The sequence below is a fragment of the Streptomyces albospinus genome (assembly GCF_014648695.1).
Classification (GTDB): Bacteria; Actinomycetota; Actinomycetes; order Streptomycetales; family Streptomycetaceae; genus Streptomyces; species Streptomyces albospinus.
The window spans coordinates 13,197-35,067 of the sequence record NZ_BMRP01000014.1 but is presented as its reverse complement, the minus strand read 5'-3'; the positions used below and the strand labels follow the sequence as shown (position 1 = coordinate 35,067).

The following is a 21,871-nucleotide window of genomic DNA, read 5'->3' as shown; positions in this document are numbered from 1 at the left end:
AATCCGCGTCCGCCGAAGCCGTAGCCACCGCGTCCGCGACCGCCGAAGTAGAATCCTCCGTAACCGCGTCCGCCGCGTCCCCAGCCCCAGCCGCGTCCCCAGCCCCAGCCGCCTCCGCAGCCGCCGCCATGGTTCAGTACCCGGAAACTCATCTCCGCCTCCTGTGATCGGAGCTTCGCCGCGGCCATCCGCATCGTTTCCGGTCCGCGATTCGGATCTCTCCGGCCGCGACATCTCCGAGGCTACGTCGCCCAAATAGTCCCAACAAGGGCCATATGTGAAAATTCAGGCAAAAGCGAAGGTTGGGGCAATTCACTTGCCGTGGACGGCTGTTCACAGGGCGTGGACACCCCCACAGGCCGCCCGTCCCGGTGGTGCGGCGGGCTCCACCGGGACGGGATGGGGGCCGGTCAGCCGGCGACGGCGTCCCGGTCCGAGCGGGCGCCCAGCCGGTCCCGTACGAGCGAGATCCCGACCACGATCACCGCGAGCAGCAGCGACAGCAGCACCTGGATGCGTCCGCCGCCGGCGCTGCCGTCGGTGAGCATGTACGCCAGCACGAACGAGATCATCGCGATCGTCGCCCAGGTCAGATACGGGAACAGCCACATCCGCACGACCAGCTTCTCCGGGTTCTCGCGCAGGATGATGCCGCGCATCCGCAGCTGCGAGAAGCAGATGACGAGCCAGACGAAGAGCGCGACCGCGCCCGACGAGTTCAGCAGGAACTGGAAGACGGTGGTCGGCCACAGGTAGTTGAAGCCCACCGCGAGGAAGCCGAAGGCCACCGAGGCCAGGATGGCCGTCTGCGGGACACCGCGCGAGTTCGTCCCGGCGAAGGCCCGGGGGGCGTCGCCCCGCTGCCCGAGCGAGAACGCCATCCGGGAGGCCGTGTAGAGGCCGGAGTTGAGGCAGGAGAGCACCGCGGTCAGCACGATGACGTTCATGAACTGGCCGGCGTGCGGGATGCCCATCGCGTCCAGGGCCGCGACGTACGAGCCCTTCTTGGCGATCGACGGGTCGTTCCACGGCAGGACGGAGACCACGACCAGGATCGAGCCGAGGTAGAAGACGGCGACCCGCCAGATCACGCTCTTGGTGGCCTTGGTGACCGCCCGCCGCGGGTCCTCGGACTCGCCCGCGGCGAGGGTGACGATCTCGCTGCCCATGAACGAGAAGACGACCATCAGGACGCCGGTGAGGATCGCGCTCGGCCCGTGCGGCAGGAAGCCGCCGTGCGAGGTGAGGTTGCCGAAGCCGGTCGAGGCGTGGCCCGAGCCGGGCAGCACACCGGCGAGCGCCAGCGCGCCCAGCACGATGAAGCCGCAGATGGCGACGACCTTGATGCCCGCGAACCAGAACTCGAACTCACCGAACGAGGCGACCGAGGCCAGGTTCGACACGGTCAGCACGACCATCACGATCAGCGCCCAGGCCCACTGGGGGACGGCCGGGACCCAGCTGGTGAGGATCGCGGCGCCGGCGGTCGCCTCGACGGCGAGCACCACGACCCAGAAGAACCAGTACAGCCAGCCGATCGAGAAGCCGGCCCAGCGGCCCAGCGCCCGGTCCGCGTACGCGGAGAAGGACCCGGAGGTCGGGTTGGCCGCGGCCATCTCCCCGAGCATCCGCATCACGAAGACGACCAGCATGCCCACCAGGGCGTACGACAGCAGGATGCCGGGGCCGGCAGCGGCGATACCCGACGCGGAGCCCACGAAGAGGCCCGCGCCGATCACCCCGCCGACGGCGATCATGGACAGGTGGCGGTTCTTGAGGCCGGACTTGAGGCCCGGGGACGCACCGGTGTCCGGTGCGGCCGGGCCGCCGTGCGTGCCGTCGGTGGGCGGGGACGCCACAGGGGCAGGGCGAGGTGAGGTCATCTCGACATCCATGAAGTCGTCTGAGGGGCATGCCAGGCGCGAGAACAGCGGCATTCGGGGCCACGGTCTTCCGATGCCGGCGAGGTCCAGGCGTTGGCTCCGCGCGGTGCGGTGGCCACGTGTCCCGCGCTTGTGCTCCGCCTCCTTTTGGGAGGTGAGAGCCGCATCACGTCCGGAATGGATTTGCGCAAGCGTATGTGGCGCCGCGCGGCGAGGTATTTGTGCAGGCCGACAAACTCAGCCGCCAGGGCTGTCCATCCGGCCAATGCGCGGCTCCGGACCGCGGGCGGGCGGCGCCGCCCGAAGCGCCCTCACGCCACGACGGCCGCGTCCGCCGGGGCGTCCCGGTGCCCCTGCTCCGCCCAGATGATCTTCCCGTTCGCCGTGTACCGCGTCCCCCAGCGCCGGGTCAGCTGCGCGACGATCAGCAGCCCGCGCCCGCCCTCGTCCGTGGTCCGGGCGTGCCGCAGATGCGGCGCGGTGCTCCCGGTGTCGAACACCTCGCATATCAGGGCCGCGTCCTGGCGGATCAGCCGCAGCGTGATCGGCCCGCTGCCGTGCCGGATGGCGTTGGTCACCAGCTCGCTCACCACCAGCTCGGTGGTGAACAGCAGCGGCTCCATCCGCCACGCCGACAGCTGCCGCCCGGCCAGCGCGCGGGCCCGGGCGACCACCGCGGGGTCGGTGGGCAGATCCCACGAGGCGACCTGGCCCGTGCCGAGGGCGTGCGTACGGGCCAGCAGCAGCGCGGCGTCGTCGGGCGGCGGCCCGGTCAGCAGTGCCGCCACGGCGTTCTCGCCGATCTCCTCCAGCGTCGTCCCGGGCACCGCGAGGGCCCGGCTCAGCCGGGACATCCCGAGCCCGATGTCCCGATCGCCGGTCTCCACCAGGCCGTTGGTGTAGAGCGCCAGCAAACTGCCCTCGGCCAGCTCCAGTTCGGCCGGTTCGAAGGGCATCGCGCCCAGCCCGAGCGGCGGTCCGGCGGGCAGGTCCGGAAACGCGACGGTGCCGTCGGGCGCGACGACCGCGGGCGGCAGATGGCCGGCGCGGGCCATCGTGCAGAGCCTGCTGACCGGGTCGTAGACGGCGTAGAGGCAGGTGGCGCCCATGAACCCCATGGGGGTGGCCGGGGTGGGTTCGCCCCCGACGGCCGCCGGACCTCCGTCGCGCCGGGTCTCCATGAGTCCGATGACCAAGTCGTCCAGCCGGGCCAGCAGTTCATCGGGCGGCAGGTCCAGGTTGGCCAGCGTCCGCACGGCGGTCCGCAGCCGTCCCATCGTGGCCGCGGCGTCGATACCGTGCCCGACCACGTCCCCGACGACCAGCGCGACCCGCGCCCCCGACAGCGGGATGACGTCGAACCAGTCGCCGCCCACCCCGGTCGGCGCGTCCGCCGGGTAGTACCACGACGCCACGTCCAGCGCGGAGCCGCCGGCCAGCGCGTGCGGCAGCAGATTGCGCTGCATCATCCGGGCCGCGGTGCGCTCCCGGGTGAACCGCCGGGCGTTGTCGATGCACACGGCGGCCCGCGCCACCAGCTCCTCGGCGAGCCGGACGTCGTCCGCCGCGAACGGCCCCAGCCGCCGGGACCGTACGAAGGTCGCCGCGCCCAGCGTGATGCCCCGGGCCCGCACCGGCGCCACCATCATCGACCGGAACCCGAACTCCCTTACGACATCGGCCCGTTGCGGGTCCTCGGTCACCCAGGAGCTGCCCGCGGCCAGCTGCGGCTCCACCACCGACTCCCCCGACAGCAGACAGCGCGCCACCGCCGACGAGGGCGCCCGCTGCACCGCCTCCCCCACCGCCGGCCCCGCCTCCGGGCACCCCTCGCGGACCGACCGCTGCCCCGACCGCCGCATCGTCGGCGTGCTGTCGACCGGCCCCGGCACCGGCTCCTCGCCGCGGAGCACCGAGTCCAGCAGATCGACGGCGGCGAAGTCGGCCAGCGCCGGCACCGCCGTATCGGCCAGCTCCTGCGCGGTCCGCGTCACGTCCAGCGTGCTGCCGATCCGGGCGCTGGCGTCGTTCAGCAGCGCCAGCCGCTCCTGGGCCCGCCAGCGCTCGGTGACGTCGATGACCATGTACCAGATCCCGACCTTGCGGCTGTGCGGGCCGGCCAGCCGGAAGAACGACACGGAATACGCGCGCTCCTGCGTCGGATCCGCGTAGGTGGGGCTGCGGAACTCGTAGTCCATCACCGGCACCCCGGTCGCCAGCACCCGCGTCATCCGCTCGTCGAACGCCGCCGCCTCCTCCGCCGGCAGCACCTCCCCGACCGTCCGCCCCAGCCGCCGCTCCAGCGGTATCAGCCGCTCCAGTACGTCGTTGACCCAGACGTAGCGCAGCTCGGTGTCCAGGACGGCCATCCCGACCGGCGCCTGCGCCAGGAACGGCTCCAGCATCAGCTGGCTCACCGCGCCCCCGGGCACCCGCCGCTCCTCCAGCGCCAGCACCGACCACCGCTCGCCGCCCGCCACCGCCCGGGCACGAACCGCTGCGCGCTGTCCCTTCTCGTCGCCGTCATCCGCGCTGCCGACCACCCGGGACACCTGCACCGCCAGCTGCACCGCGCGGCCGTCCCGGTGACGCACCGCCACCGACCCGCTCCAGCCGTCCCCCGCCCGGCACCACCGGGCCACCGCCGCCGCCCGCTCCGCATCGCCCCGTACGGCCAGCAGCTCCACCGCGCCGCGCCCCAGCACCTCGCCCGCGGGATACCCCAGCAGCCGCTCCGCCGCCCGCGTCCAGGAGACCACCGTCCCCCGGCCGTCCAGTTCGGCGGTGGCCGCCGCGGCTATGTCGCAGGCCGCCCGGCCCGCACCGTCGCCCGCCCCGTCGCCCGGCCGCTCCGGCCGGTCCGTCTCCGAGGTCATCTCATCGCCAGCCCGTTGCAGACCGTTGCCCCAGTGGCGCAAACACCATGCTCATTCTAGGAGAATCGGCGCCTTCGAGCCGGGGCGTACGGGCGCGGAGCAGGGCGTACGGGCGGTCACCCGGCACCGCTGAACGACACCGTTCACCCCTCCCCCGGCAGCCGCAGCTGGAGCATCGCCAGCAGCCGCTGATCCGGCCGGCTCAGATCGATTCCGGTCAGCGCCTCCGCCCGCCGGATGCGGTACCGCAGCGTGTTCGGGTGCACATGCAGATGCTCGGCCGCCGCCCGCACGTCCCCGAACGCGTTCAGATACGCCAGGACCGATTCCGCCAACCGCCCCTGGTGCCGCCGGTCGTGCGCCAGCAGCGCGCTCAACCGCGGATCCCGCAGGTCCGGATGCGCGGAGACCAGCCCCAGCACCTCGCTCACCAGCACCTCGGCCTGGATGTCCGGCAGCGCCGCGACGGTGGTGCCGACCCCCGCGCTCACCATCGCGTCCAGGATCCGGTCCGCCTCCCGCCGCGACTCCGGCACCTCGCCCAGCCCCGGTACGACGCGGCCCACCGACCCGCGCAGCTCCAGCCCCAGATGGCGCCGCGCCGCATCGGCGATCTCCTGCCCCCACCCGCGCAGCGTCCCGACGTCGATGCTCCGCGGCAGCTGCGGCAGCAGCACATAGATCCGCCCTTCGGCCTGGGTGACCAGGGCGCTGCGGTGCCGCGCCGCGGTGTGCACCGAGATCAGGTTGCCGACCTCGGCCCGGGTCAGCTCCGACTCGGGCGCCCCGGCAGCCCCGTACGAGAACCCCAGCACCACGGCCGGCCGCGCCACGTCCAGCCCCACCTGCGCCGCCAGCGGCTGCGGCCCCGTGCTCCCGTCCAGCAGCCCCGCCGACAGCGTCCGGGTCAGCGTCACATCCGCGGACAGCTCCCGCCGGCGCCGCACCAGGTGCAGCGCCGCCACCCGCGCCGCCCCGGTCAGCGCCTGCTCCGCCCGCTCGCTCAGCGGCGCCGACCCCTCCTGCACCCAGATCGTCCCCAGCTGCCGCTCGCCGGCCCGGATGGCCACCGCCAGCCGCCGCCGGATGCCCAGCTCGGGATGGCTCTCGATCTGGATCACGTCGTCGGAAGCCCGCAGCCGCTGGAACACGCCCCACTTCCGCAGCCGCGCGAGATACGGCTCCGGCCCCTGCCACCCCAGAATGGACAGCCGCCGCAGATCGTCGACCTCCTCGGAATCGGCCGACCGGGAGTAGGCCAGCACCCGGTTCGCCACGTCCTCGATGCTGACGATCCCCCCGGTCAGCACCGCCGTCGTCTGCGCCAGCGCGAACAGGTCCCCCTCTTCCCCGCCCTCCCCGTTGCGCCCCGACGCCACATCCTCCAGCGCCGCCCGCGCCAGCGCGTCCACCTGGTCCCAGCGCGCATCGCCCCGTACGGACAGCAGCGCCACCCCCGCCTCGACGGCGGTCTCCCGCAGCGCCGCCGCCTGCTCCGGCGTGTCCAGCTTCACCGCCACCGCCGCGGCCCCGTCCCGGCCCCCGGCCCGCAGCGCCGGAAACGCCGCCCGCCCGCGCGCCCCGATGGCCAGCACCAGCTCCCCGGCCCGCGCCACCGCCGGATCCTCCGGATCCAGCAGCGCCACACTCCGGATCACCACATCCAGCCCCACCGGCGCCGCCTGCAACGTCACCAGCGGCTCCCCCAGCGCCATCAGCAGCTGGCGCAGACTGATCCCCTCACCGTTCGGAGTGCCCGCAGCCGCGGAATCTGCATCCATGGTCGGTGCCTTGCTCGTTGTCTTACGGGTTGCCTTGCGCGTTCGTCGCCTTGCTCGGTGTCTTGCTCGCTCGTTGCCTCGCCCATTCGGACAGTGCCGGATCGACCCCACGACCGATGCTAGCCGTGCGGTCCGGCGGCGGACCGCCGCCCTCACACGAATCCGACCGCCTCCCCTGCGAGCACCGGGCAACGCGCCCCCGCACGCCCCTCCACCGACAGAAAGACCACCGGCCGCGCCGACCACTCCGCCCACACCCCACCGCATTCCAACGCCAGCCCACACGGCTCCCCCCGGTGCAACGCGGCAACAGCCCCTACGCGCCCGCCGCCGTCCACCCCGGACAGCACCCGCCGCCGCGCCCGCCCGGACAGCCCACCGGCCATCCTCCGCGCATCCGCACCGCTCGCCCGCGCCGCCTGCGCCGGGCTGTCCACGGCGAGCGTCACCCATGAGACGACGACGTCCGCGTCCAGCGACCCGTACACCACCCGCTCACACCAGATCCCCGGTGTCCCCGGTCCCCGCGTCACGCCGCCATCTCCAGAGACGCGGAGACCGGCCGCGCCACCAGCGCATACGCGCACCCCTCCGCATCAACGACCGTCAGCGACAGGGAACTTCCGCCGGCCAGCGCATGCACCGCGCCGCCGAACTCCCCCGCACCGTCCAGCCAGGCGCGTACCCCGCCCTCGTACGGCGCCCCTAACTGCTGCGCCATGTGCACCGCCCGCCGCCGCACCCATCCCACAGCCCGCCGAGGCGAGGACGACGCCAGCCCGCCCAGCTCGATCGACACCCCGTCCGGACACCGCACCGTCACCTCCGCGCGATACCGCACGCCGCCCCCGGCACCGCCAACTCCGCCCACACGACCTTTCCGGTGCCGTCCGCTTCCACGCCCCAGCACCTTGCCAAGGCGTCCACGAGCACCAACCCACGCCCACATTCCGCGTCCTCCTCCACGTCGTCGTTCACCACGGGTTGCTCACCACTGGCATCCCGCACCTCCAGCCGCAGCCGCCCGACCCCGCCCGACAGCGCAAACCGGATTCCGACCCACCCGCCGCCCGCCGCCTGCGCCCGCACCGCGTTGGCGACCAGCTCGGACGCCAACAGCTCGGCGGCCCAGGCGACTTCGCCCGGCACCCGCCACCGGCGGAGCTGCCGGCGCAACTCCCCGCGAGCCCATCCGGAGCTGCGGGGCTCGCTCGGTACGCGGTAGGCGACGGCAGGTGGGACGGCGGGGGCGAGTCGGGTTGCTACGGGCCGGGCGCGTGCGGACATGGCTATCCCCTTGGTGCGCATGACGGAGCGTCAAAATCACACAGCGCACCACAGCGTGCGCATTATGTGATGCAGCTCACCGTAGGGGGGTCCGCGATCCATCGCAAGTGCCCCTATCGCAAACTTGCGATTGCGCTGCGTGACCGACCAGAGTGGCTCGGCATCACCTCAACGCGGCAGACTGAGGCGGCCGTTGAAAGGAGGGGTCATGCCCGCAGGTGGAAAGCCGACTGTCCGCAGCCGCAGGCTCGGCAACGCTCTGAAGCGTCATCGCGAGGCCGCCGGCTTGGATCAGACCGACGGCGCCGACGCCATCATGAAGTCCGTCTCCAAGATCAGCCGCCTGGAGAGCGGGCAGACCTCCGCATCCGCCTTGGAGGTCCGGACGCTGTTGGATCGCTACGGAGTGGAGGATGCGGACGAGCGGTCCAGGCTGTTGGAGTGGGCCCGGAGGAGCAATGAACGAGGCTGGTGGATCGACTATCAGGAGGCGGTGCAGCCTGGTTACGCCGATCACATCGCCCTCGAAAGCGAGGCGACGTGCATCCGCTCCTGGGGGCCGGTGCTGGTACCCGGCCTGCTCCAGACCCCCGACTACACGGAAGCCGTCATCACCATAGGGCCCAGACTTATCGCGCCGAAAAGAGCTGTTGAGCTGGTGAAGCTCCGGCAGGAGCGGCAACGCCGGATCGGCGAGGGCGGCGCACACTTCACCGCGATCATCTGGGAACCTGCCCTCACCGCACTGAACTGCGAACCAGGTGTCTGGAGCGGCCAGTTGGCCCATCTGCTCGACGTAGGAGAACGCCGGAATGTCACCGTCCAGCTCCTCCCTCTGGCAGCGAACCTGACTGCCGGCATGTCGGCCCCCTTCGTAGCCTTCTCATTCGGGGTGGAAGCGAACGTGGAAGCGGTAACTCTGGAGAACCCGGCGAACACCAACGTTGTGGAAGCTCCGGAGGATCTCGCACACTACGTCAAGGTGTTCGACCAGCTTCGCTCGGCGGCCCTGTCACCGGACAGGAGCGCCGAGTACATCCGCCGGCTGCTCGAAGTCGGCACGCAGCACAGGGAAGAGGGACCGTGAAGGCTGAGACCGTGAGCCCGTTTCGCAAGTCGTCCTACTCGGCCCAGTCGGGCGACTGCGTAGAGGTCGCGCACACCACTGACGGTGGCCGCGCCCTACGCGACAGCAAGAGCCCGGCCCGCCCTCACCTCTCCTTCGGCCCCTCCGCATGGATTTCGTTCGTGAAGGCGCTGATAGGCGACGCAGAGACGTCCGCCTGAGCCCAAGCCAACGGCAACAGCAAAGAGCCTCCCGAACGCCCCGAGGCGCGGTCGGGGGCTCTTCCCGCGCACACCACTCAGCCCAGCGCCTCGATCGCCTTACCGACGAGCGCTCGCACCTCCTCCCCGTACACGGCCATCTCCCTCAGCCGATCGAACACCTTCAGATAGAGGCCGATTTCGTGGGGCTGGGTGATGCTCATCTCCGCCGAAACGGCTTCCACCGACACCGACTCTTCGTCATAGACGTGGAACGTCTCCTGTGGCCATTGCGTCCGCCGAGGCGTCGCCATGGGGATGACACCGAACGACACACCCGGTAGAGACCCGGAGGCCAGCAGATGGTCCAGCTGATCGGCCATCACTTCGGGGTCGGCGATCTGGTACCGGAGGACGGCCTCTTCGACAAGCAGCTCGAAGCGGTGTCCTGGTTCGTGGATGACACCGGACCGCTTGACCCGAGCCGCTGCCGCCTCGGCCACGTCCTTGAGTGCCAACTCCCGGACTTCGGGGATCGCGCCCAGCACCGCGGCGGCGTAGCCCTCGGTCTGGAGTAATCCGGGAACGAGCGTGGACGAGTAGATCCGGAAGAGACTCGTCCTGCCAAAGAGATCAACAATGCTCTCCTGTAGGGGCTTCAGCCCGTCCTGCATCTGCTGGCGCCACTCCGTGCGCTCCGGAGCGGCGTTCCCGTCACCGAGTGCGGGATTGTCCAACGGCATTGCAAACCTCCCTGATCAGACGAGCCATCCATGCCCACCTACGCTGGACTAATCTCCACTTGGACGAGGGTCAGCCCAGCGCCTCGATGGACCGCACGATGAGTGCCCGCGCCGCGGCGCCATACACGGCCATCTCCCGCAGGCGCTCGAATGCCTTGAGATAGAGCGCGATCTCGTCAGGCTGGGTGATCCTCACCCGTGCGGAGGCCAGTTCGATGGACACGAGGCGGTCGTCGTACACGTGAAATGTCTCGATCGGCCAGTGCTTTCGCTCCCGAACCGTCTTGGGAATCACACCCAGCGACACTGCGGGGAGTGCCCCGGCGGTCAGCAAGTACCCCAACTGGGCTGCCATTGCTTCGGTGTCGCCCACCTGGTGGTACAGCACTGACTCTTCGACAAGGAGCACGACGCGGCGCCCCGACTCGTGGATGACACGGGAGCGCTGCACACGGTCCGCCGCCGCCTCGGCACCGTCGTTCACCGGGAGCCCGCGGAAATCGGCGATGGTGCTCAGCAGGGCCGCCGCGTAGCCCTCGGTCTGGAGCAGTCCCGGCACCAAAGTTGCCGAGTACACGCGGAAGAGCCGAGTCTCACGGAACAACGGCACCGAGCGATTCTGAAGCTGCCGCAGCCCGTCGCGCAGTTGATGGCGCCACTCGGTGTACATCGACTCGGCGTTGAGGGACTGGGCGGCCAGCCCCTCCGCCTCGTTGTCGGCCCGGCAGGCCCGGCACCACAGCCTGATGTCCTTGGCGGATGGGGCAGTGCGGGCGTTCTCGATACGCGAAGTCTTCGCGTGGTGCCACCCGCACTGCCCCGCCAGTTCGACGACCGTCAGCCCGGCCCCTTTCCGAAGCTCACGCAGCCGCCGCGCGACAGCTTTGCGGGCAGTCTGCGCTGACGAGGACGGAGATATGGGCATGGGACGACCGGTCGATACCTTCTGTCAGCGAATCTCGTACTGGTCGTGCGGGACGGCCCGTGACCATACGGCCTCGAAGGCGTCGGCGCACAGTTTTGCCGCGGCGGGTTCCTCGGTGACTTCCTTGTCACCGGCGGTGCCGTCACCCGCGAAGTGGTTCCAGCGGACCACGCGCTCGTCGAACAGCCAGAAGTCGTTCCCTGGTAGAGCGATGTCCGACGCCCGACGACGCGGAAGCCACCGCACCTGCTCGCCCGCGACGACGTTGGTGAACGTGCCGTCGTACAGGAACTGGGTGTACTGGCTGACCGGTTCGGAGACGATTCGTGCCCGCCGCACGACGACACCGCGGGACGCCGTCTCCTGCATCAGGTCGAGCCAAGGCCGCCACCACGAGGCTTGGTCCGCGAGATCATGACGGAAGCCGCGCTTCCAGTCAGCGAACGGCCCCTTTTCGTAGTCGACGGCGTATGCGTCGCGCATCTCCAAGTGCACGGCCGAGCGGGTGCACTTGGAGATCATCTCAGCGAACGTCGGGACGCTCGACGACATCGCACGCCTCCCTGATCATGTGAGCCATCCGCGCCGGGATGCGGACGACTGCCTCGTGCTCCGGGATGCCCTTTGCGTGACCGGGAAGGGTCAATGCCGCGCATTCAGCCTCAAGTTCGGCATTCGGCTTCCACCCCTGGAAGACGATTTCCTGCTTCTCCTGGTCCACCCACACGGTAGGACTTTCGTCGTCTCCGCTGTTCGGGTCGATCCCGATGAACCGTAACGCCATACCGGCCTCCCTCTCAGGCGGTGCAGAGATGTGCACGGAGCCTCCGGACACGAGAGACAGCGTTGCGCTTCCCACGTAGCCACGGCAAGCAACAACCCACCCTCGTGCACAAAGCTGCACACGGCTGGATGTGGCCCACGCCACACCCCTACGGTCACGCGGAAGCAGCCCCACTCGCCCCGCAGAACGCGCACTCCAGCACTCGGGACGGGCTCTCATAACTCCCGCCCCGGCCGCCATTCCCTGGCAGGACACGGCCGGAGCGGGCGGGCCCACGAAGGGCCCTCGCAAGTGCACGACGGCGTACGGACAGTCCGTGCGCCGGCCCAGCACCAAGGAGTTCACCATGCGATACCGACCCGACCCGGTCAAGTACGGCGGCGACGAGGACGACGGCGGCGACGCCAACCCCAGCGGAGGCTGCGGCGACGGCGACGGCTGCGGACGCGGCTGATCCGGCAGGCAACGCACCACCCGGCCCTGGAGCCCGGCAGGCCCGGGGCCGCCCACCCACCCGGAGAACCATGACCACCACCCCCCACCACCACGCCTACCTCTGGCTCGGCCACGGTGACGTCCTCGTCAAACCCGGGGACGCCCAACGCCGCCCCACCCACCCCGAGTTCCGCTCGGCGCAGGTCATGCCGCTGGAGTGCGCCGACTGGCTGCTCAAGCCGGCCGGGCGGATCGCCGCGACGTTCCACGAGCCGACGGACGGGGCCGACTGGTACGCGGAGCAGATTGCACACCACGCCGCGCTCTTCACCGGTACCTACGCCCCACCCGCCGCCCGCCAGGAGACCGTTCGGGCCCTCGGCGCAGGTGAGGACCGCGTAGGCGGTTGGTGGGTGACCGGCAACCGCTTCCTCTCCATCAGCGTCGTCGCGTGCAGCCCGCACCGCATCCGGCCCGCGTACGTATGCCCCCAGCGGCAGTAAGCAATTCAAACTCAGCCGCGCTACCCCGCCCCCACCGCGATCCGCGCCGCCGACGTCCCCAGCCCCGTGGGCGCGCCGGTCCAGCCCGGGGAGCCGGGCCGGTGCCGCAGGTACTCCGCTCGGTAGCGGCGGCACTCCTGGTGCCAGGTGAGGATGCCGGCGAGCCAGTTCTCCAGTTCCCCGACGTAGCCGTCGAGGGTGGCGCGGGCCTCCGCGGAGAGGTTGAAGTCGTCGTAGAGGATGGGGAGTTGGTTGGCGGCTACGTGCTGGAACTCGCGCATGCGGGAGGTCATCAGGTCGTGGACGATGGCCAGCGCGGTGGGGTAGTCGACGTCGAAGAAGTTCTGGACGACGAGGATGCCGTTGTGCACCTCGCCCTCGTACTCGATCTCCTTCTGGTACGAGAACACGTCGTTGAGCAGGCAGGCGTAGTCGGCGGCGGCGTTCTCCAGGGAGCGCATCGGGCCGGTGCGGTAGATCTCCGGCGGAACGGTCCGGCCGTGGCCGAGGCGGCTCAGGCTCATGGTGAGGTCGGAGCCGAACGTGGCCCGGCGCATCTCGATGTAGTCGACCGGGTCCGGGATGCGGTGCAGCACCTTGTTGTCGAGCTCCCAGAGCCAGCTCGTGGTCATCGAGTCGATGGTCGCCTTGAAGGTGGCGCGCGCGTCGGGGGTCATCGGCCCCGCCGTACGGGCCCAGAGGTCGGCCAGGCCGCGTTCGAGGGCGTTGGCGGGTTCGGGGGTCGGATCGGACGCTTCGACGGGCATGAAGGTGGACAGGCGCTTGGTGGTGGCCAGCGCGCCGGCGACGTCCCGGGTCCGGCCGAAGACCGCCGGGTAGTAGTCGTCCGCGTACGTGCCCCAGGTCAGCCACTGGGTGCCGATGTCGAGCTGCTCCAGGGTGGCGTCCGGGTGCAGGCCGGCCGCGCACAGCGCGAAGTCGAAGCGGACCAGCGCGTCCTCGTCCCAGATGTCGGAGTGCGGCACGCCGGGCTGCGGTTGCAGCAGCCCCATGGCGTGCGCCCAGGCGACGACGTTGCGCCGGGACGCCTCCAGGTGCGTGCTGTGGGTGGCGGTGAAGGGCATGTGGAAGTCGGGGAGTTGGGACGGCCCGACCTTCCGGTGGGGGGTGTGGGTGTGGCTGCGCACCCGCTGGGCGGCGGCCGTCTTCAGGGCGGCCTTCAGGTCGGCGGCGGAGGTGCCCAGACCACCGAGGGCGAAGGGCGACCACGGCGCCGAGGGGTCGGCCGCCCCCGCCCCGCCCCCGTTCATGTAGCGGCTGGACCGCAGGTGCCACTCGTGCCCGCCGGACTGCCAGTCCTGGAGCCCCTTGGCGTACGCCAGCACCGCGGCGCAGGACGCCGCGTCCAGGCCCTTGTCCGCGAAGAGCGCGGGCAGTTCGGCGAAGACGGTGTTCTCGAACTGCTGGAGACGGGAGGTGATCAGTTCGTTGACGGAGTCCGCGGCCTCCTGCGTGGTGCAGTCCAGGAACGTCTCCAGTACGAGGACGCCGTTGCTCAGCTCCCCCTCCTCCTCCGTCTCCCGCTGGTAGGAGAACAGGTCGTTACGGAGGTGCACCGCGTCGGAGAAGGTGTCCTTGAGCACCCGCAGCGCCCGCGCGTCCGCGACGGCGGCCGGGATCTCGGCGCCGGTCGCGTACTCGACCAGCCCCGCCGACCAGGGCGCGCCGCCCACCTTCCGCCGCATCTCGATGTATTCGACGGGGTTGGGGATCCGGTTGATGTTGATGTTGGAGAGTTCCCAGAGCGATTCGTTCAGCAGATGCTCGGTGCTCTCGGCGAACCGGGCCCGCCACTCCGGCGACATGCCCGGCACGGTGCGCGCCCACAGGTCCGCGAGCCCCGCCTCGACCGGGTTGGTCGGTTCGGGCACCGGCGTGGCCGGGTCCATCGGCATGAAGAGCGGCAGCCGGTCGAGATACGCCTTGCCGCCCTCCCGGTCCAGCGTCCGCTTGAACTTCTCCAGGAAGTGGTCGTCGAAGAAGAAGACCCAGACGTACCAGTCGGTGACGAGGGAGAGCGCTTCCTCGGAGCAGTCCGGGTGGGTATAGGCGCACAGCAGCGCGTAGTCATGGGAGTCGAGGTCCCGCTGCTCCCAGATCCCGGAGCCCTCCAGCATCTCCATCTGCCGGGCCCATCGCCTGGAGTGCGCCCGCGCCGCCTCCAGGTGGGGGTTCAGCCGGGCCGGGTGCGGCATGTAGAACCGCGGCAGTTCAAAGGGCTGCGCTGCGGGCTGCGACTGTGACTGCGTCACCGTTGGTGGCCTCTCCCGATACCGATGCCCCTCCGTACGGACGGGACGTACGGAAGGAGGGCGCACCGAGGCACACCCCTTGACGGCGGCAGCACTACCCCGGGCGGCGCCGCCATAGGCTCATCCGGTCGCCCTCCGCCGAACTGGCACTCTTTCGGGTTGAGTTGGGGGGCGGAGGTTTGGATCACGGGTGCTGGCGATCACCACTTCGCCGTCATCACGAGGATCCGTGATCACCGCGTGTGCGGCGTTCGGGGCCGCCCCCGGCCGCCCCCGCCGCCCCCGCTGTACGGAGCGCCAGCGCCGCCAGCGCCTCGGGTGCGCCGGCCTGGCCGCGGATGCCCGGGAAGGCGTTGATGTCGACGATCAGCGGGGTGCCGCCGCCGGCGTCGACGATGTCCACGCCGTACACCTCCAGATCGAAGACCTCTCCGACCCGGCGCACGGTGTCGGTCCAGCCGGACGGGAGGTCGGCGAGCGGCAACGGCAGGTTCTCCCCGCGCCCGCCGGGGGCCAGTTCGGAGCGGCGGCGGGCGGCGAAGAGACGCCCGTCCACCACCCACAGTTTGTGGTCCCAGCCGCTGTTCGCGGTGAACTCCTGGACGATCACCGGCTCTTCGGGCCGGTCGGCGGCCAGCTCCGCGAGCCGTGCCGGTCCGTCGACCCGGGCCACGAGATTGCCCCGGCGGCTGTGACGACTCTTCACCACCAGGGGGAAGCCGGGGACGGGCGGGCCGTCCGCCACTGCCGCCAGCTCGCCGAGCGTGCCGGTGCGGACGGTCGCCGCGTACGGCAGTCCGGCCGCCCGGGCCACCTCCGCGAGGACACCGCGGTCCTGGCAACGGGCGGTGGCAGCAGGCGAGTTGATCACCGGCGCCCCGTACGCCTCCAGCCGCGCGGCGAGTGCCAGCCCGTTCGGTGTCTTCGCCGTGAGCAGATAGACGTCGGCGAGGTGGCCGGGGAACGGGGGCTCCCCCTCCGGGTCGAGGAACACGACCTCGTGGGCGGCGCGCCGCAGCACCGCCGCCGTTGCCGCCAGCACCGGATGCTCCCGGTCCGTACAGATCACCCCGGCCCTCACGGGGTGCCCCCGGGCGTGTCCTCCTCGACCCCGTCCATACCGCTTCGCAGCGCTCCACTCCCTCGCGCGAGCCGCCGACGCCAGACGAGCGGCGTCCTTTCGGCGACGTTAACTCCACCCCATCCACCCTGCACAGACGCCTGACCTGCGGATTTCCTCCGCACCCCGGGGGCTGCGCCACCGCCCGCCGCCCACGGTTACCGTGAAGCCACCCGATCACCGCTCCGGGACGCGGCTACGGGACGCCGCTAAGGATCACCGCTCCGGAGGGCGGCGCCGGACGCGGCAGCAGCACCGAATCCACCCCGACACCGCCGACACCGATCAGCACGAGCCATACGCACAATGCAAGCAATACAGGCAATCAAGGGAAAATGCGCACCAGCAGGGATAGGGATGGGGAGGGCCGCCGCATGACCACCAAGGCCGCACCGTTCGACGAACTGGACCGCAAGATCGTCGCCGCGCTCATCGAGAACGGCCGGGCGAGCTTCGCGGAGATCGGTACCTCCATCGGGCTGTCGGCGACCGCCGTCAAACGCCGCGTCGACCGGATGCGGGAGAACAACATCATCACCGGCTTCTCCGCCACCGTCCGGCCGGCCGCCCTGGGCTGGCTCACCGAGGCGTACGTGGAGGTCTACTGCGACAGCGCCGCCCCGCCCCGGCGGCTGGCCGAGGTGGTCCGCAACCACCCGGAGATCGCCGCCGCGATGACCGTCACCGGCGGCGCCGACGCCCTGCTCCACGTCCGCGCCACCGACGTCGAGCACTTCGAGGAGGTCCTGGAACGCATCCGGACCGAGCCGTTCATCCGCAAGACCATCAGCTACATGGTCCTCTCCCACCTCATCCCGGACAGCCCGGAGGCCGGCGCACCCCGCCCCTCCACACCGGACCGCGCAGCAAACCAGCGCTGACCGCCATCCACACGCAGCATTCCTGCGCCACGACGCAGCACATGTTGCTTGTGACCGGAATCCACCGCTCCTTACCGTGTAGTGCCCCAGGTGACGATCCCTCACGGTCTGTCACAACAGGAAGCGGAGGACCCGTTCCGTGCCCACACCCCGTCCGACCGGTGCGCCGCGCACCGCCCTCCCCCGGCGCTATCTGCTCTGCCGGCCCACGCACTTCGCCGTCCGGTACGCCATCAACCCCTGGATGCACGAGGACGCCCAGGTGGACACCGAACTCGCGGCCCGCCAGTGGGAGAACCTGGTCCGCGCCTACCGCGACCACGGCCACACGGTCGAGACGGTGGAACCCGCCGCCGACCTCCCCGACATGGTCTTCGCCGCGAACTCCGCTCTCGTCGTCGACGGCCGGGTCTTCGGCTCCCGCTTCCACGCCCCGCAACGCCGCCCGGAGTCACGGGAGTACGAGATCTGGTTCAAGGCCGCCGGCTACGACGTCTACCAGCCGGAGTCCTGCTCCGAGGGCGAGGGCGACCTCGTACCGGCCGGCCGCTACCTCCTCGCCGGCACCGGCTTCCGCACCACCCGCGACGCCCACGCCGAGGTCCAGGAGTACTTCGGCGTCCCGGTCATCAGCCTCCAGCTGATCGACCCGTACTTCTACCACCTCGACACCGCCCTCTTCGTCCTCGCCGACGGCACACACGGAGGGAACGGAGGCAACGGGGAACCCGGCGGGCCCGATCCCGATCCCGATCCCGGCCCTGGCCCCGACCCCGGTCCCGGCCCCGGTCCCGGCCCCGCCACCATCGCCTACTACCCCGGCGCCTTCTCCACCGGCAGCCGCGAGGTGCTGCGCCGCCTGTTCCCCGACGCCGTCCTCGCCACCCGCGACGACGCCCTGGCCTTCGGCCTCAACTCCGTCTCCGACGGCCGCCACGTCTTCGTCGCACCCCAGGCCACCGGCCTCATCGACCAGCTCACCGCCCGCGGTTTCGTCCCCGTCCCCGTCGACCTCTCCGAGTTCCACAAGGCCGGCGGCGGCATCAAGTGCTGCACCCAGGAGATCCGATGACCACTGCGCCCACCCGCACCCGACGCACCTCGGACGACCTCATCCAGGCCGAGGCCCCAGTCCTCGCGCACAACTACCACCCGCTCCCCGTCGTCATCGCCCGCGCCGAGGGCGTCTGGGTCGAGGACGTCGAAGGGCGCCGCTACCTCGACATGCTGGCGGGCTACTCGGCGCTCAACTTCGGCCACCGCCACCCCGCCCTCATCGAGGCCGCGCACCGCCAGCTCGACCAGCTCACCCTCACCTCCCGCGCCTTCCACCACAACCGACTCGCCGCCTTCGCCGAGGACCTCGCCGAACTCACCGGCCAGGACATGGTCCTCCCGATGAACACCGGCGCCGAAGCGGTCGAGAGCGGCATCAAGGTCGCCCGCAAATGGGCGTACGACGTCAAGGGCGTCCCCGCCGACCGGGCCACCGTCGTCGTCGCGAGCGGCAACTTCCACGGCCGCACGACGACCATCATCAGCTTCTCCGACGACGAGGAGGCCCGCGCCGGCTTCGGCCCGTACACCCCCGGCTTCCGCACCGTCCCGTACAACGACCTCGCCGCCCTCGAAGCCGCCATCGACGACACCACCGCGGCCGTCCTCATCGAACCCATCCAGGGCGAGGCCGGCGTCCTCATCCCCGACGACGGCTACCTGGCCGGCGTCCGCGAGCTGACCACCCGCACCGGCTGCCTCTTCATCGCCGACGAGATCCAGTCCGGCCTCGGCCGCACCGGCACCACCCTGGCCGTCGACCACGAAAACGTCGTCCCGGACGTCGTCCTCCTCGGCAAGGCCCTCGGCGGCGGCATCGTCCCGGTCTCCGCGGTCGCCGCCCGCCGCGACGTCATGTCGGTCCTCGGCCCCGGCCAGCACGGCTCCACCTTCGGCGGCAATCCCCTGGCCGCCGCCGTCGGTTCAGCCGTCGTCGACCTCCTCGCCACCGGCGAATTCCAGTCCCGCGCCGCGGAGTTGGGCAAGGTCCTGCACGCCGGCCTCGCCGACCTCCTCGGCCACGGCGTCACCGACTTCCGCACCCGCGGCCTCTGGGCCGGCGTCGACATCGACCCCGCCCTGGGCACCGGCCGCACCATCAGCGAACACCTCATGGACCAGGGCATCCTCGTCAAGGACACGCACGGCTCCACGATCCGCCTCGCCCCGCCCCTCACCATCACCGAGGACGAACTCACCACCGCACTGGCAACCCTGAAGCGCGTACTGCACAAACTGAGCTGACCCTCAGCTCACCCTCAGCTACCCCTCACGCACGGAGTCCAGCAGGGCGGCGCAGCGACCGAGCAGGTCGACCAGCGCCGCCCTTTCCTCGTCCGTGAACTCCGCGGCCAGCGCCCGCTCCACCCGTACCGCCCGCGCATCCGCATTCGCCAACACGGCCCGGCCCTCGTCCGTGAGCCGGATCTCCAGCACGTTCTTGTGCCACTCGTGCGGGGTGCGCTCGATGAGGCCGCGCTCCTGGAGGTTCTTCAGCACGGTGTTCATGGTCGGCGGCGTCACCCGGCACGCGCGCGCCAGCGCGGCGGCCGAGATGCCGGGCTGCTCGGAGCTGTAGAGCAGCGCGGCGTACTGCGGGACGGTCAGCCCGGCAGGCTTCAGCGCCGCGTGCTTGGCACTGTTCAGGGCCTGCTCGGCGCGCTTGATGGAGGAACCAAGCCGCTCGGACGCGGGCATCGACGTCGTCATCTCCGCATCGTAACGGCCGTATACCAGACAAGCCCTCACCCATTCATGCGAACCCAAACAGCCATTAACACCTTGACGATCATTAGAACTCTAATCTACCTTCGCATGCATTCGATCGCTTGCGGGCCACACCGCCCCCGCAGGCATCCGACGAACGGGGAGGCACCCACCCATGTCCCGACGCACACCGCGGCTCCCGCGCCGCACTCTGGCCACGGCCACCCTGGTCCTGACCGCCGTCACCGTCCCCCTCACGGCCACCGCCCACGCGACGCCGGCTACCACCCCCTCGGCGACCAGGAACACGACACTGGCGCCCCTCCACCCCCACTCCCCGATCTCCACCGCCTTCACCCTGCCCGGCGACCGCGCCTACCCCGAGAGCATCACCGCCGACCCGCGCACCGGCGACCTCTACATCAGCTCGTACGTCACCGGCGCGATCTACAAGGCAACCCCCGGCCACCACGCCGCCCAGGTCTTCCTGCCCTCCGGCACCGACGGCCGCACCACCGCCAACGGCGTCAAGGTCGACCGCTCCGGCCGCCTCTGGGTCATCAACTCCACCGCCGGCGTGGCCGTCTACAACCTCCACACCCGCCGGCTCATCGCCCGCTTCGACGCGACCACCACTGGCCCGACCAAGCCCTTCGTCAACGACCTGGCCATCACCCCGGACGGCACCGCCTACCTCACCGACAGCTCCCACGGCATCATCTACCGCGTCACACCGCACCAACTGGCCCACGCCGCCACCCACGGCCGCCACGCCACCCTGCCCCCGGCCTACGACCTGTCCGCAACCCTCCCCAAGACCCCCGACACCATCTACACCCTCAACGGCATCGCAGCCGCCCCCTCAGGCCGCTACCTCCTCACCGTCGACATGACCGCCGGCACCCTCTACCGCGTCGACGTCACCTCAGGCGCGATCCGCCAAGTCACCCTGCACGGCGGCGACCTGCGCGACGGCGACGGCCTCGAAATACGCGGCACGACCCTCTGGGCAACCCACAACCGCTCCAACACCCTCACCCGCTGGCGGCTCTCCGACGACGGCACCACCGCCCACCTGGAACGCCGCCTCACCGACGCGTCCCTCCAGACCCCGACCAGCATCGTCCACAGCCACGGCCGGACCTACGTCACCCGCTCCCAATTCACCAAGGGCGGCCCCATGGGCCCGGGAACCCCGCAGAAGCCCTTCACGGTGGCCGCGGTGAACGGCATCTGACCCTGCCCCCTACGCCCGGTCGTCGAACTCCCCACCCTTGACGGCCTCGACAAACGCCACCCAAGGCTCCGCCGGGACGACAACCACCGGCCCGCGCGGAGCCTTGGAGTCCCGGACGGAGACGGCGCGAGGGTGGCCGTCGAGGACTTCCAGGCAGTCGGCGCCTTGATTGTCGCTGTACGTCGACTTACGCCAACCGCCCGGGGCAGAGGCTTTTCGGATGACGCGCTCAGTCATGGTGGCCGTACTCCTTCGCTGTCGCCCGCATCCGGGACAGAGACTCCTGCAACGGCAGTGCATCGCTCAGTCCGAGAGCGTAGACGCCCTGCAACTGGCGGACCATTGCCGGGGAATCGTGGAGCTGGCTCACGAACATGCCCTCCGTGTAGGCCGCCGGAGGCTGGTCCTCGAACCACATCAGCTTCAACTGCCCCTGCATGAGCGGATGAACGCCCAGCCCTACGGGCAACACATGCGCCCGAACCCGACCACTCTCGACCAGGTGGACCAGGTGCATGATCTGCTCCGCCATCACCTCCGGCCCACCGACCGGACGGCGAAGCACCGCCTCGTCCAGCAGCACCCAAACAACAGGCGTCGACGGGCTTTCGAGGATCTTCGCGCGTCCCAGCCGTGTGCGCACGAGCCTGTCACACTCCTCCTCACTCCACGGCGGGAAGGCCGTACGCATCACCGCACGCGCGTACCGCTCCGTCTGAAACAATCCAGGCACCAACGCACTCGCGAACTCCCAGATCGTCTCCGCCTGCTGCTCTAGCTGCAACGCGTCCGCGAACCGTTCGGCGACCGTCGGCTCATCCCCCGGCCGAAAACTGCTGAGCACATCCCCCGTGTTCAGCGCCTTGTCGAGCCTTCTCGCATCCTCCCTGGACGGAATCCGTCGCCCCGCCTCGATGTGCGCGATATGGGAACGCGTCATCACCGCCGCATCGGCCAACTGCTGCTGCGTCAGCCCCGCCAGCTCCCTCTGCTGCCGCAGCCAATCCCCATAGGTACTGCCCATGAGCGCACACCCCTCGTGACGGATACGAAGGCACACCCTCCGTACTTCCGAGGCTACTTGCCGTCACTGACACTCGTGCTTGTACGCACG

The 21,871-nt window shown here is 70.6% G+C and carries 22 protein-coding genes; 7 read left to right on the top strand and 15 right to left on the bottom strand.

Annotation, left to right across the window (positions count from 1 at the left end; translation table 11 throughout):
• Window positions 1-410 precede the first annotated feature (410 nt).
• The 6 genes from IEZ17_RS20130 to IEZ17_RS20105 all read right to left on the bottom strand — a co-directional run bounded on the left by IEZ17_RS20130 (window position 411) and on the right by IEZ17_RS20105 (window position 7,827).
• Window positions 411-1,883, bottom strand: coding sequence for an amino acid permease (locus IEZ17_RS20130; protein ID WP_189302069.1), 1,473 nt, complete (start codon window positions 1,881-1,883; stop codon window positions 411-413).
• A 311-nt stretch (window positions 1,884-2,194) separates the two neighbouring features.
• The gene (locus IEZ17_RS20125; protein ID WP_189302067.1) at window positions 2,195-4,759 is read right to left on the bottom strand and encodes a SpoIIE family protein phosphatase; all 2,565 of its coding nucleotides are present in this window, start codon (window positions 4,757-4,759) and stop codon (window positions 2,195-2,197) included.
• 143 nt (window positions 4,760-4,902) lie between these two features.
• A complete protein-coding gene (locus tag IEZ17_RS20120; protein ID WP_229852433.1) occupies window positions 4,903-6,540 on the bottom strand; it encodes a helix-turn-helix domain-containing protein in 1,638 nt (545 codons plus the stop codon).
• Between the two features lie 152 nt (window positions 6,541-6,692).
• Entirely contained in the window at window positions 6,693-7,073 is a 381-nt protein-coding gene (locus IEZ17_RS20115) for a hypothetical protein (RefSeq protein WP_189302065.1), read from the bottom strand.
• Window positions 7,070-7,363, bottom strand: coding sequence for a hypothetical protein (locus IEZ17_RS20110; RefSeq protein ID WP_189302063.1), 294 nt, complete (start codon window positions 7,361-7,363; stop codon window positions 7,070-7,072). The genes IEZ17_RS20115 and IEZ17_RS20110 overlap by 4 nt, the downstream gene beginning before the upstream one ends.
• A complete protein-coding gene (locus IEZ17_RS20105; RefSeq protein ID WP_229852431.1) occupies window positions 7,360-7,827 on the bottom strand; it encodes an ATP-binding protein in 468 nt (155 codons plus the stop codon). Before IEZ17_RS20105 ends, IEZ17_RS20110 begins: the two co-directional genes overlap by 4 nt.
• 208 nt (window positions 7,828-8,035) lie before the next feature.
• On the opposite strand from IEZ17_RS20105, the gene IEZ17_RS20100 reads away from it, so the two are divergent.
• On the top strand, window positions 8,036-8,914 hold the full coding sequence (locus tag IEZ17_RS20100; protein WP_189302059.1) for a helix-turn-helix domain-containing protein: 879 nt from the start codon (window positions 8,036-8,038) through the stop codon (window positions 8,912-8,914).
• An 11-nt stretch (window positions 8,915-8,925) separates the two neighbouring features.
• On the top strand, window positions 8,926-9,114 hold the full coding sequence (locus IEZ17_RS20095; RefSeq protein ID WP_229852430.1) for a DUF397 domain-containing protein: 189 nt from the start codon (window positions 8,926-8,928) through the stop codon (window positions 9,112-9,114).
• 77 nt (window positions 9,115-9,191) lie between these two features.
• On the opposite strand, the gene IEZ17_RS20090 is transcribed toward IEZ17_RS20095, so the two are convergent.
• From IEZ17_RS20090 to IEZ17_RS20075, 4 genes are all read right to left on the bottom strand, one after another.
• Window positions 9,192-9,830: a DUF5753 domain-containing protein gene (locus IEZ17_RS20090; RefSeq protein WP_229852428.1), complete on the bottom strand. Its 639-nt coding sequence runs from the start codon at window positions 9,828-9,830 to the stop codon at window positions 9,192-9,194.
• A gap of 76 nt (window positions 9,831-9,906) precedes the next feature.
• Entirely contained in the window at window positions 9,907-10,761 is an 855-nt protein-coding gene (locus IEZ17_RS20085; protein WP_189302053.1) for a helix-turn-helix domain-containing protein, read from the bottom strand.
• 24 nt (window positions 10,762-10,785) lie between these two features.
• Window positions 10,786-11,313: a DUF6879 family protein gene (locus IEZ17_RS20080; protein WP_189302051.1), complete on the bottom strand. Its 528-nt coding sequence runs from the start codon at window positions 11,311-11,313 to the stop codon at window positions 10,786-10,788.
• Window positions 11,285-11,545, bottom strand: a complete 261-nt coding sequence (locus IEZ17_RS20075) for a hypothetical protein (RefSeq protein ID WP_189302049.1) — start codon at window positions 11,543-11,545, stop codon at window positions 11,285-11,287. Before IEZ17_RS20075 ends, IEZ17_RS20080 begins: the two co-directional genes overlap by 29 nt.
• Before the next feature lie 524 nt (window positions 11,546-12,069).
• On the opposite strand from IEZ17_RS20075, the gene IEZ17_RS20070 reads away from it, so the two are divergent.
• Window positions 12,070-12,483, top strand: coding sequence for a hypothetical protein (locus IEZ17_RS20070; protein ID WP_189302047.1), 414 nt, complete (start codon window positions 12,070-12,072; stop codon window positions 12,481-12,483).
• A gap of 20 nt (window positions 12,484-12,503) precedes the next feature.
• Here the strand turns inward: IEZ17_RS20070 and IEZ17_RS20065 are convergent, their stop codons facing one another.
• Together IEZ17_RS20065 and IEZ17_RS20060 are read right to left on the bottom strand one after the other, a co-directional pair.
• Window positions 12,504-14,756 carry a family 2 encapsulin nanocompartment cargo protein terpene cyclase gene (locus IEZ17_RS20065; protein WP_268249834.1) on the bottom strand — a complete coding sequence of 751 codons (2,253 nt, stop codon included), beginning with the start codon at window positions 14,754-14,756 and terminating at the stop codon, window positions 12,504-12,506.
• A 217-nt stretch (window positions 14,757-14,973) separates the two neighbouring features.
• Window positions 14,974-15,837 (bottom strand): ATP-grasp domain-containing protein, encoded by an 864-nt coding sequence (locus IEZ17_RS20060; protein ID WP_189302045.1) that lies wholly within the window; start codon window positions 15,835-15,837, stop codon window positions 14,974-14,976.
• Window positions 15,838-16,250: 413 nt separating this feature from the next.
• On the opposite strand from IEZ17_RS20060, the gene IEZ17_RS20055 reads away from it, so the two are divergent.
• The 3 genes from IEZ17_RS20055 (at window position 16,251) to rocD (ending at window position 19,058) form a co-directional block, all read left to right on the top strand.
• Entirely contained in the window at window positions 16,251-16,757 is a 507-nt protein-coding gene (locus IEZ17_RS20055; protein WP_189302043.1) for an Lrp/AsnC family transcriptional regulator, read from the top strand.
• Window positions 16,758-16,896: 139 nt separating this feature from the next.
• Entirely contained in the window at window positions 16,897-17,829 is a 933-nt protein-coding gene (locus IEZ17_RS20050; protein WP_189302041.1) for a dimethylarginine dimethylaminohydrolase family protein, read from the top strand.
• The gene (gene rocD, locus IEZ17_RS20045; protein WP_189302039.1) at window positions 17,826-19,058 is read left to right on the top strand and encodes an ornithine--oxo-acid transaminase; all 1,233 of its coding nucleotides are present in this window, start codon (window positions 17,826-17,828) and stop codon (window positions 19,056-19,058) included. The genes IEZ17_RS20050 and rocD overlap by 4 nt, the downstream gene beginning before the upstream one ends.
• Window positions 19,059-19,076: 18 nt before the next feature.
• Here rocD and IEZ17_RS20040 read toward each other — a convergent pair whose 3' ends face one another.
• The gene (locus IEZ17_RS20040; RefSeq protein WP_229852423.1) at window positions 19,077-19,523 is read right to left on the bottom strand and encodes a MarR family winged helix-turn-helix transcriptional regulator; all 447 of its coding nucleotides are present in this window, start codon (window positions 19,521-19,523) and stop codon (window positions 19,077-19,079) included.
• Between the two features lie 172 nt (window positions 19,524-19,695).
• Between IEZ17_RS20040 and IEZ17_RS20035 the strand changes: the two genes are divergently transcribed.
• A complete protein-coding gene (locus tag IEZ17_RS20035; RefSeq protein ID WP_229852422.1) occupies window positions 19,696-20,757 on the top strand; it encodes an SMP-30/gluconolactonase/LRE family protein in 1,062 nt (353 codons plus the stop codon).
• Between the two features lie 9 nt (window positions 20,758-20,766).
• Here IEZ17_RS20035 and IEZ17_RS20030 read toward each other — a convergent pair whose 3' ends face one another.
• Complete coding sequence (locus IEZ17_RS20030; RefSeq protein WP_189302037.1) at window positions 20,767-20,994, bottom strand: DUF397 domain-containing protein; 228 nt, start codon at window positions 20,992-20,994, stop codon at window positions 20,767-20,769.
• The gene (locus IEZ17_RS20025) at window positions 20,987-21,781 is read right to left on the bottom strand and encodes a helix-turn-helix domain-containing protein (protein ID WP_189302015.1); all 795 of its coding nucleotides are present in this window, start codon (window positions 21,779-21,781) and stop codon (window positions 20,987-20,989) included. The genes IEZ17_RS20030 and IEZ17_RS20025 overlap by 8 nt, the downstream gene beginning before the upstream one ends.
• Between the last annotated feature and the right edge of the window lie 90 nt (window positions 21,782-21,871).

Bases quoted from the DNA above. Each gene is read 5' to 3' on its own strand.
- IEZ17_RS20075 (WP_189302049.1), bottom strand. From the start codon at position 11,545: ATGGCGTTACGGTTCATCGGGATCGACCCGAACAGCGGAGACGACGAA.
- IEZ17_RS20080 (WP_189302051.1), bottom strand. From the start codon at position 11,313: ATGTCGTCGAGCGTCCCGACGTTCGCTGAGATGATCTCCAAGTGCACC.
- IEZ17_RS20025 (WP_189302015.1), bottom strand. From the start codon at position 21,781: ATGGGCAGTACCTATGGGGATTGGCTGCGGCAGCAGAGGGAGCTGGCG.
- IEZ17_RS20035 (WP_229852422.1), top strand. From the start codon at position 19,696: ATGTCCCGACGCACACCGCGGCTCCCGCGCCGCACTCTGGCCACGGCC.
- IEZ17_RS20125 (WP_189302067.1), bottom strand. From the start codon at position 4,759: ATGACCTCGGAGACGGACCGGCCGGAGCGGCCGGGCGACGGGGCGGGC.
- IEZ17_RS20130 (WP_189302069.1), bottom strand. From the start codon at position 1,883: ATGACCTCACCTCGCCCTGCCCCTGTGGCGTCCCCGCCCACCGACGGC.
- IEZ17_RS20055 (WP_189302043.1), top strand. From the start codon at position 16,251: ATGACCACCAAGGCCGCACCGTTCGACGAACTGGACCGCAAGATCGTC.
- IEZ17_RS20120 (WP_229852433.1), bottom strand. From the start codon at position 6,540: ATGGATGCAGATTCCGCGGCTGCGGGCACTCCGAACGGTGAGGGGATC.
- IEZ17_RS20040 (WP_229852423.1), bottom strand. From the start codon at position 19,523: ATGACGACGTCGATGCCCGCGTCCGAGCGGCTTGGTTCCTCCATCAAG.
- IEZ17_RS20100 (WP_189302059.1), top strand. From the start codon at position 8,036: ATGCCCGCAGGTGGAAAGCCGACTGTCCGCAGCCGCAGGCTCGGCAAC.
- rocD (WP_189302039.1), top strand. From the start codon at position 17,826: ATGACCACTGCGCCCACCCGCACCCGACGCACCTCGGACGACCTCATC.
- IEZ17_RS20070 (WP_189302047.1), top strand. From the start codon at position 12,070: ATGACCACCACCCCCCACCACCACGCCTACCTCTGGCTCGGCCACGGT.
- IEZ17_RS20085 (WP_189302053.1), bottom strand. From the start codon at position 10,761: ATGCCCATATCTCCGTCCTCGTCAGCGCAGACTGCCCGCAAAGCTGTC.
- IEZ17_RS20105 (WP_229852431.1), bottom strand. From the start codon at position 7,827: ATGTCCGCACGCGCCCGGCCCGTAGCAACCCGACTCGCCCCCGCCGTC.
- IEZ17_RS20030 (WP_189302037.1), bottom strand. From the start codon at position 20,994: ATGACTGAGCGCGTCATCCGAAAAGCCTCTGCCCCGGGCGGTTGGCGT.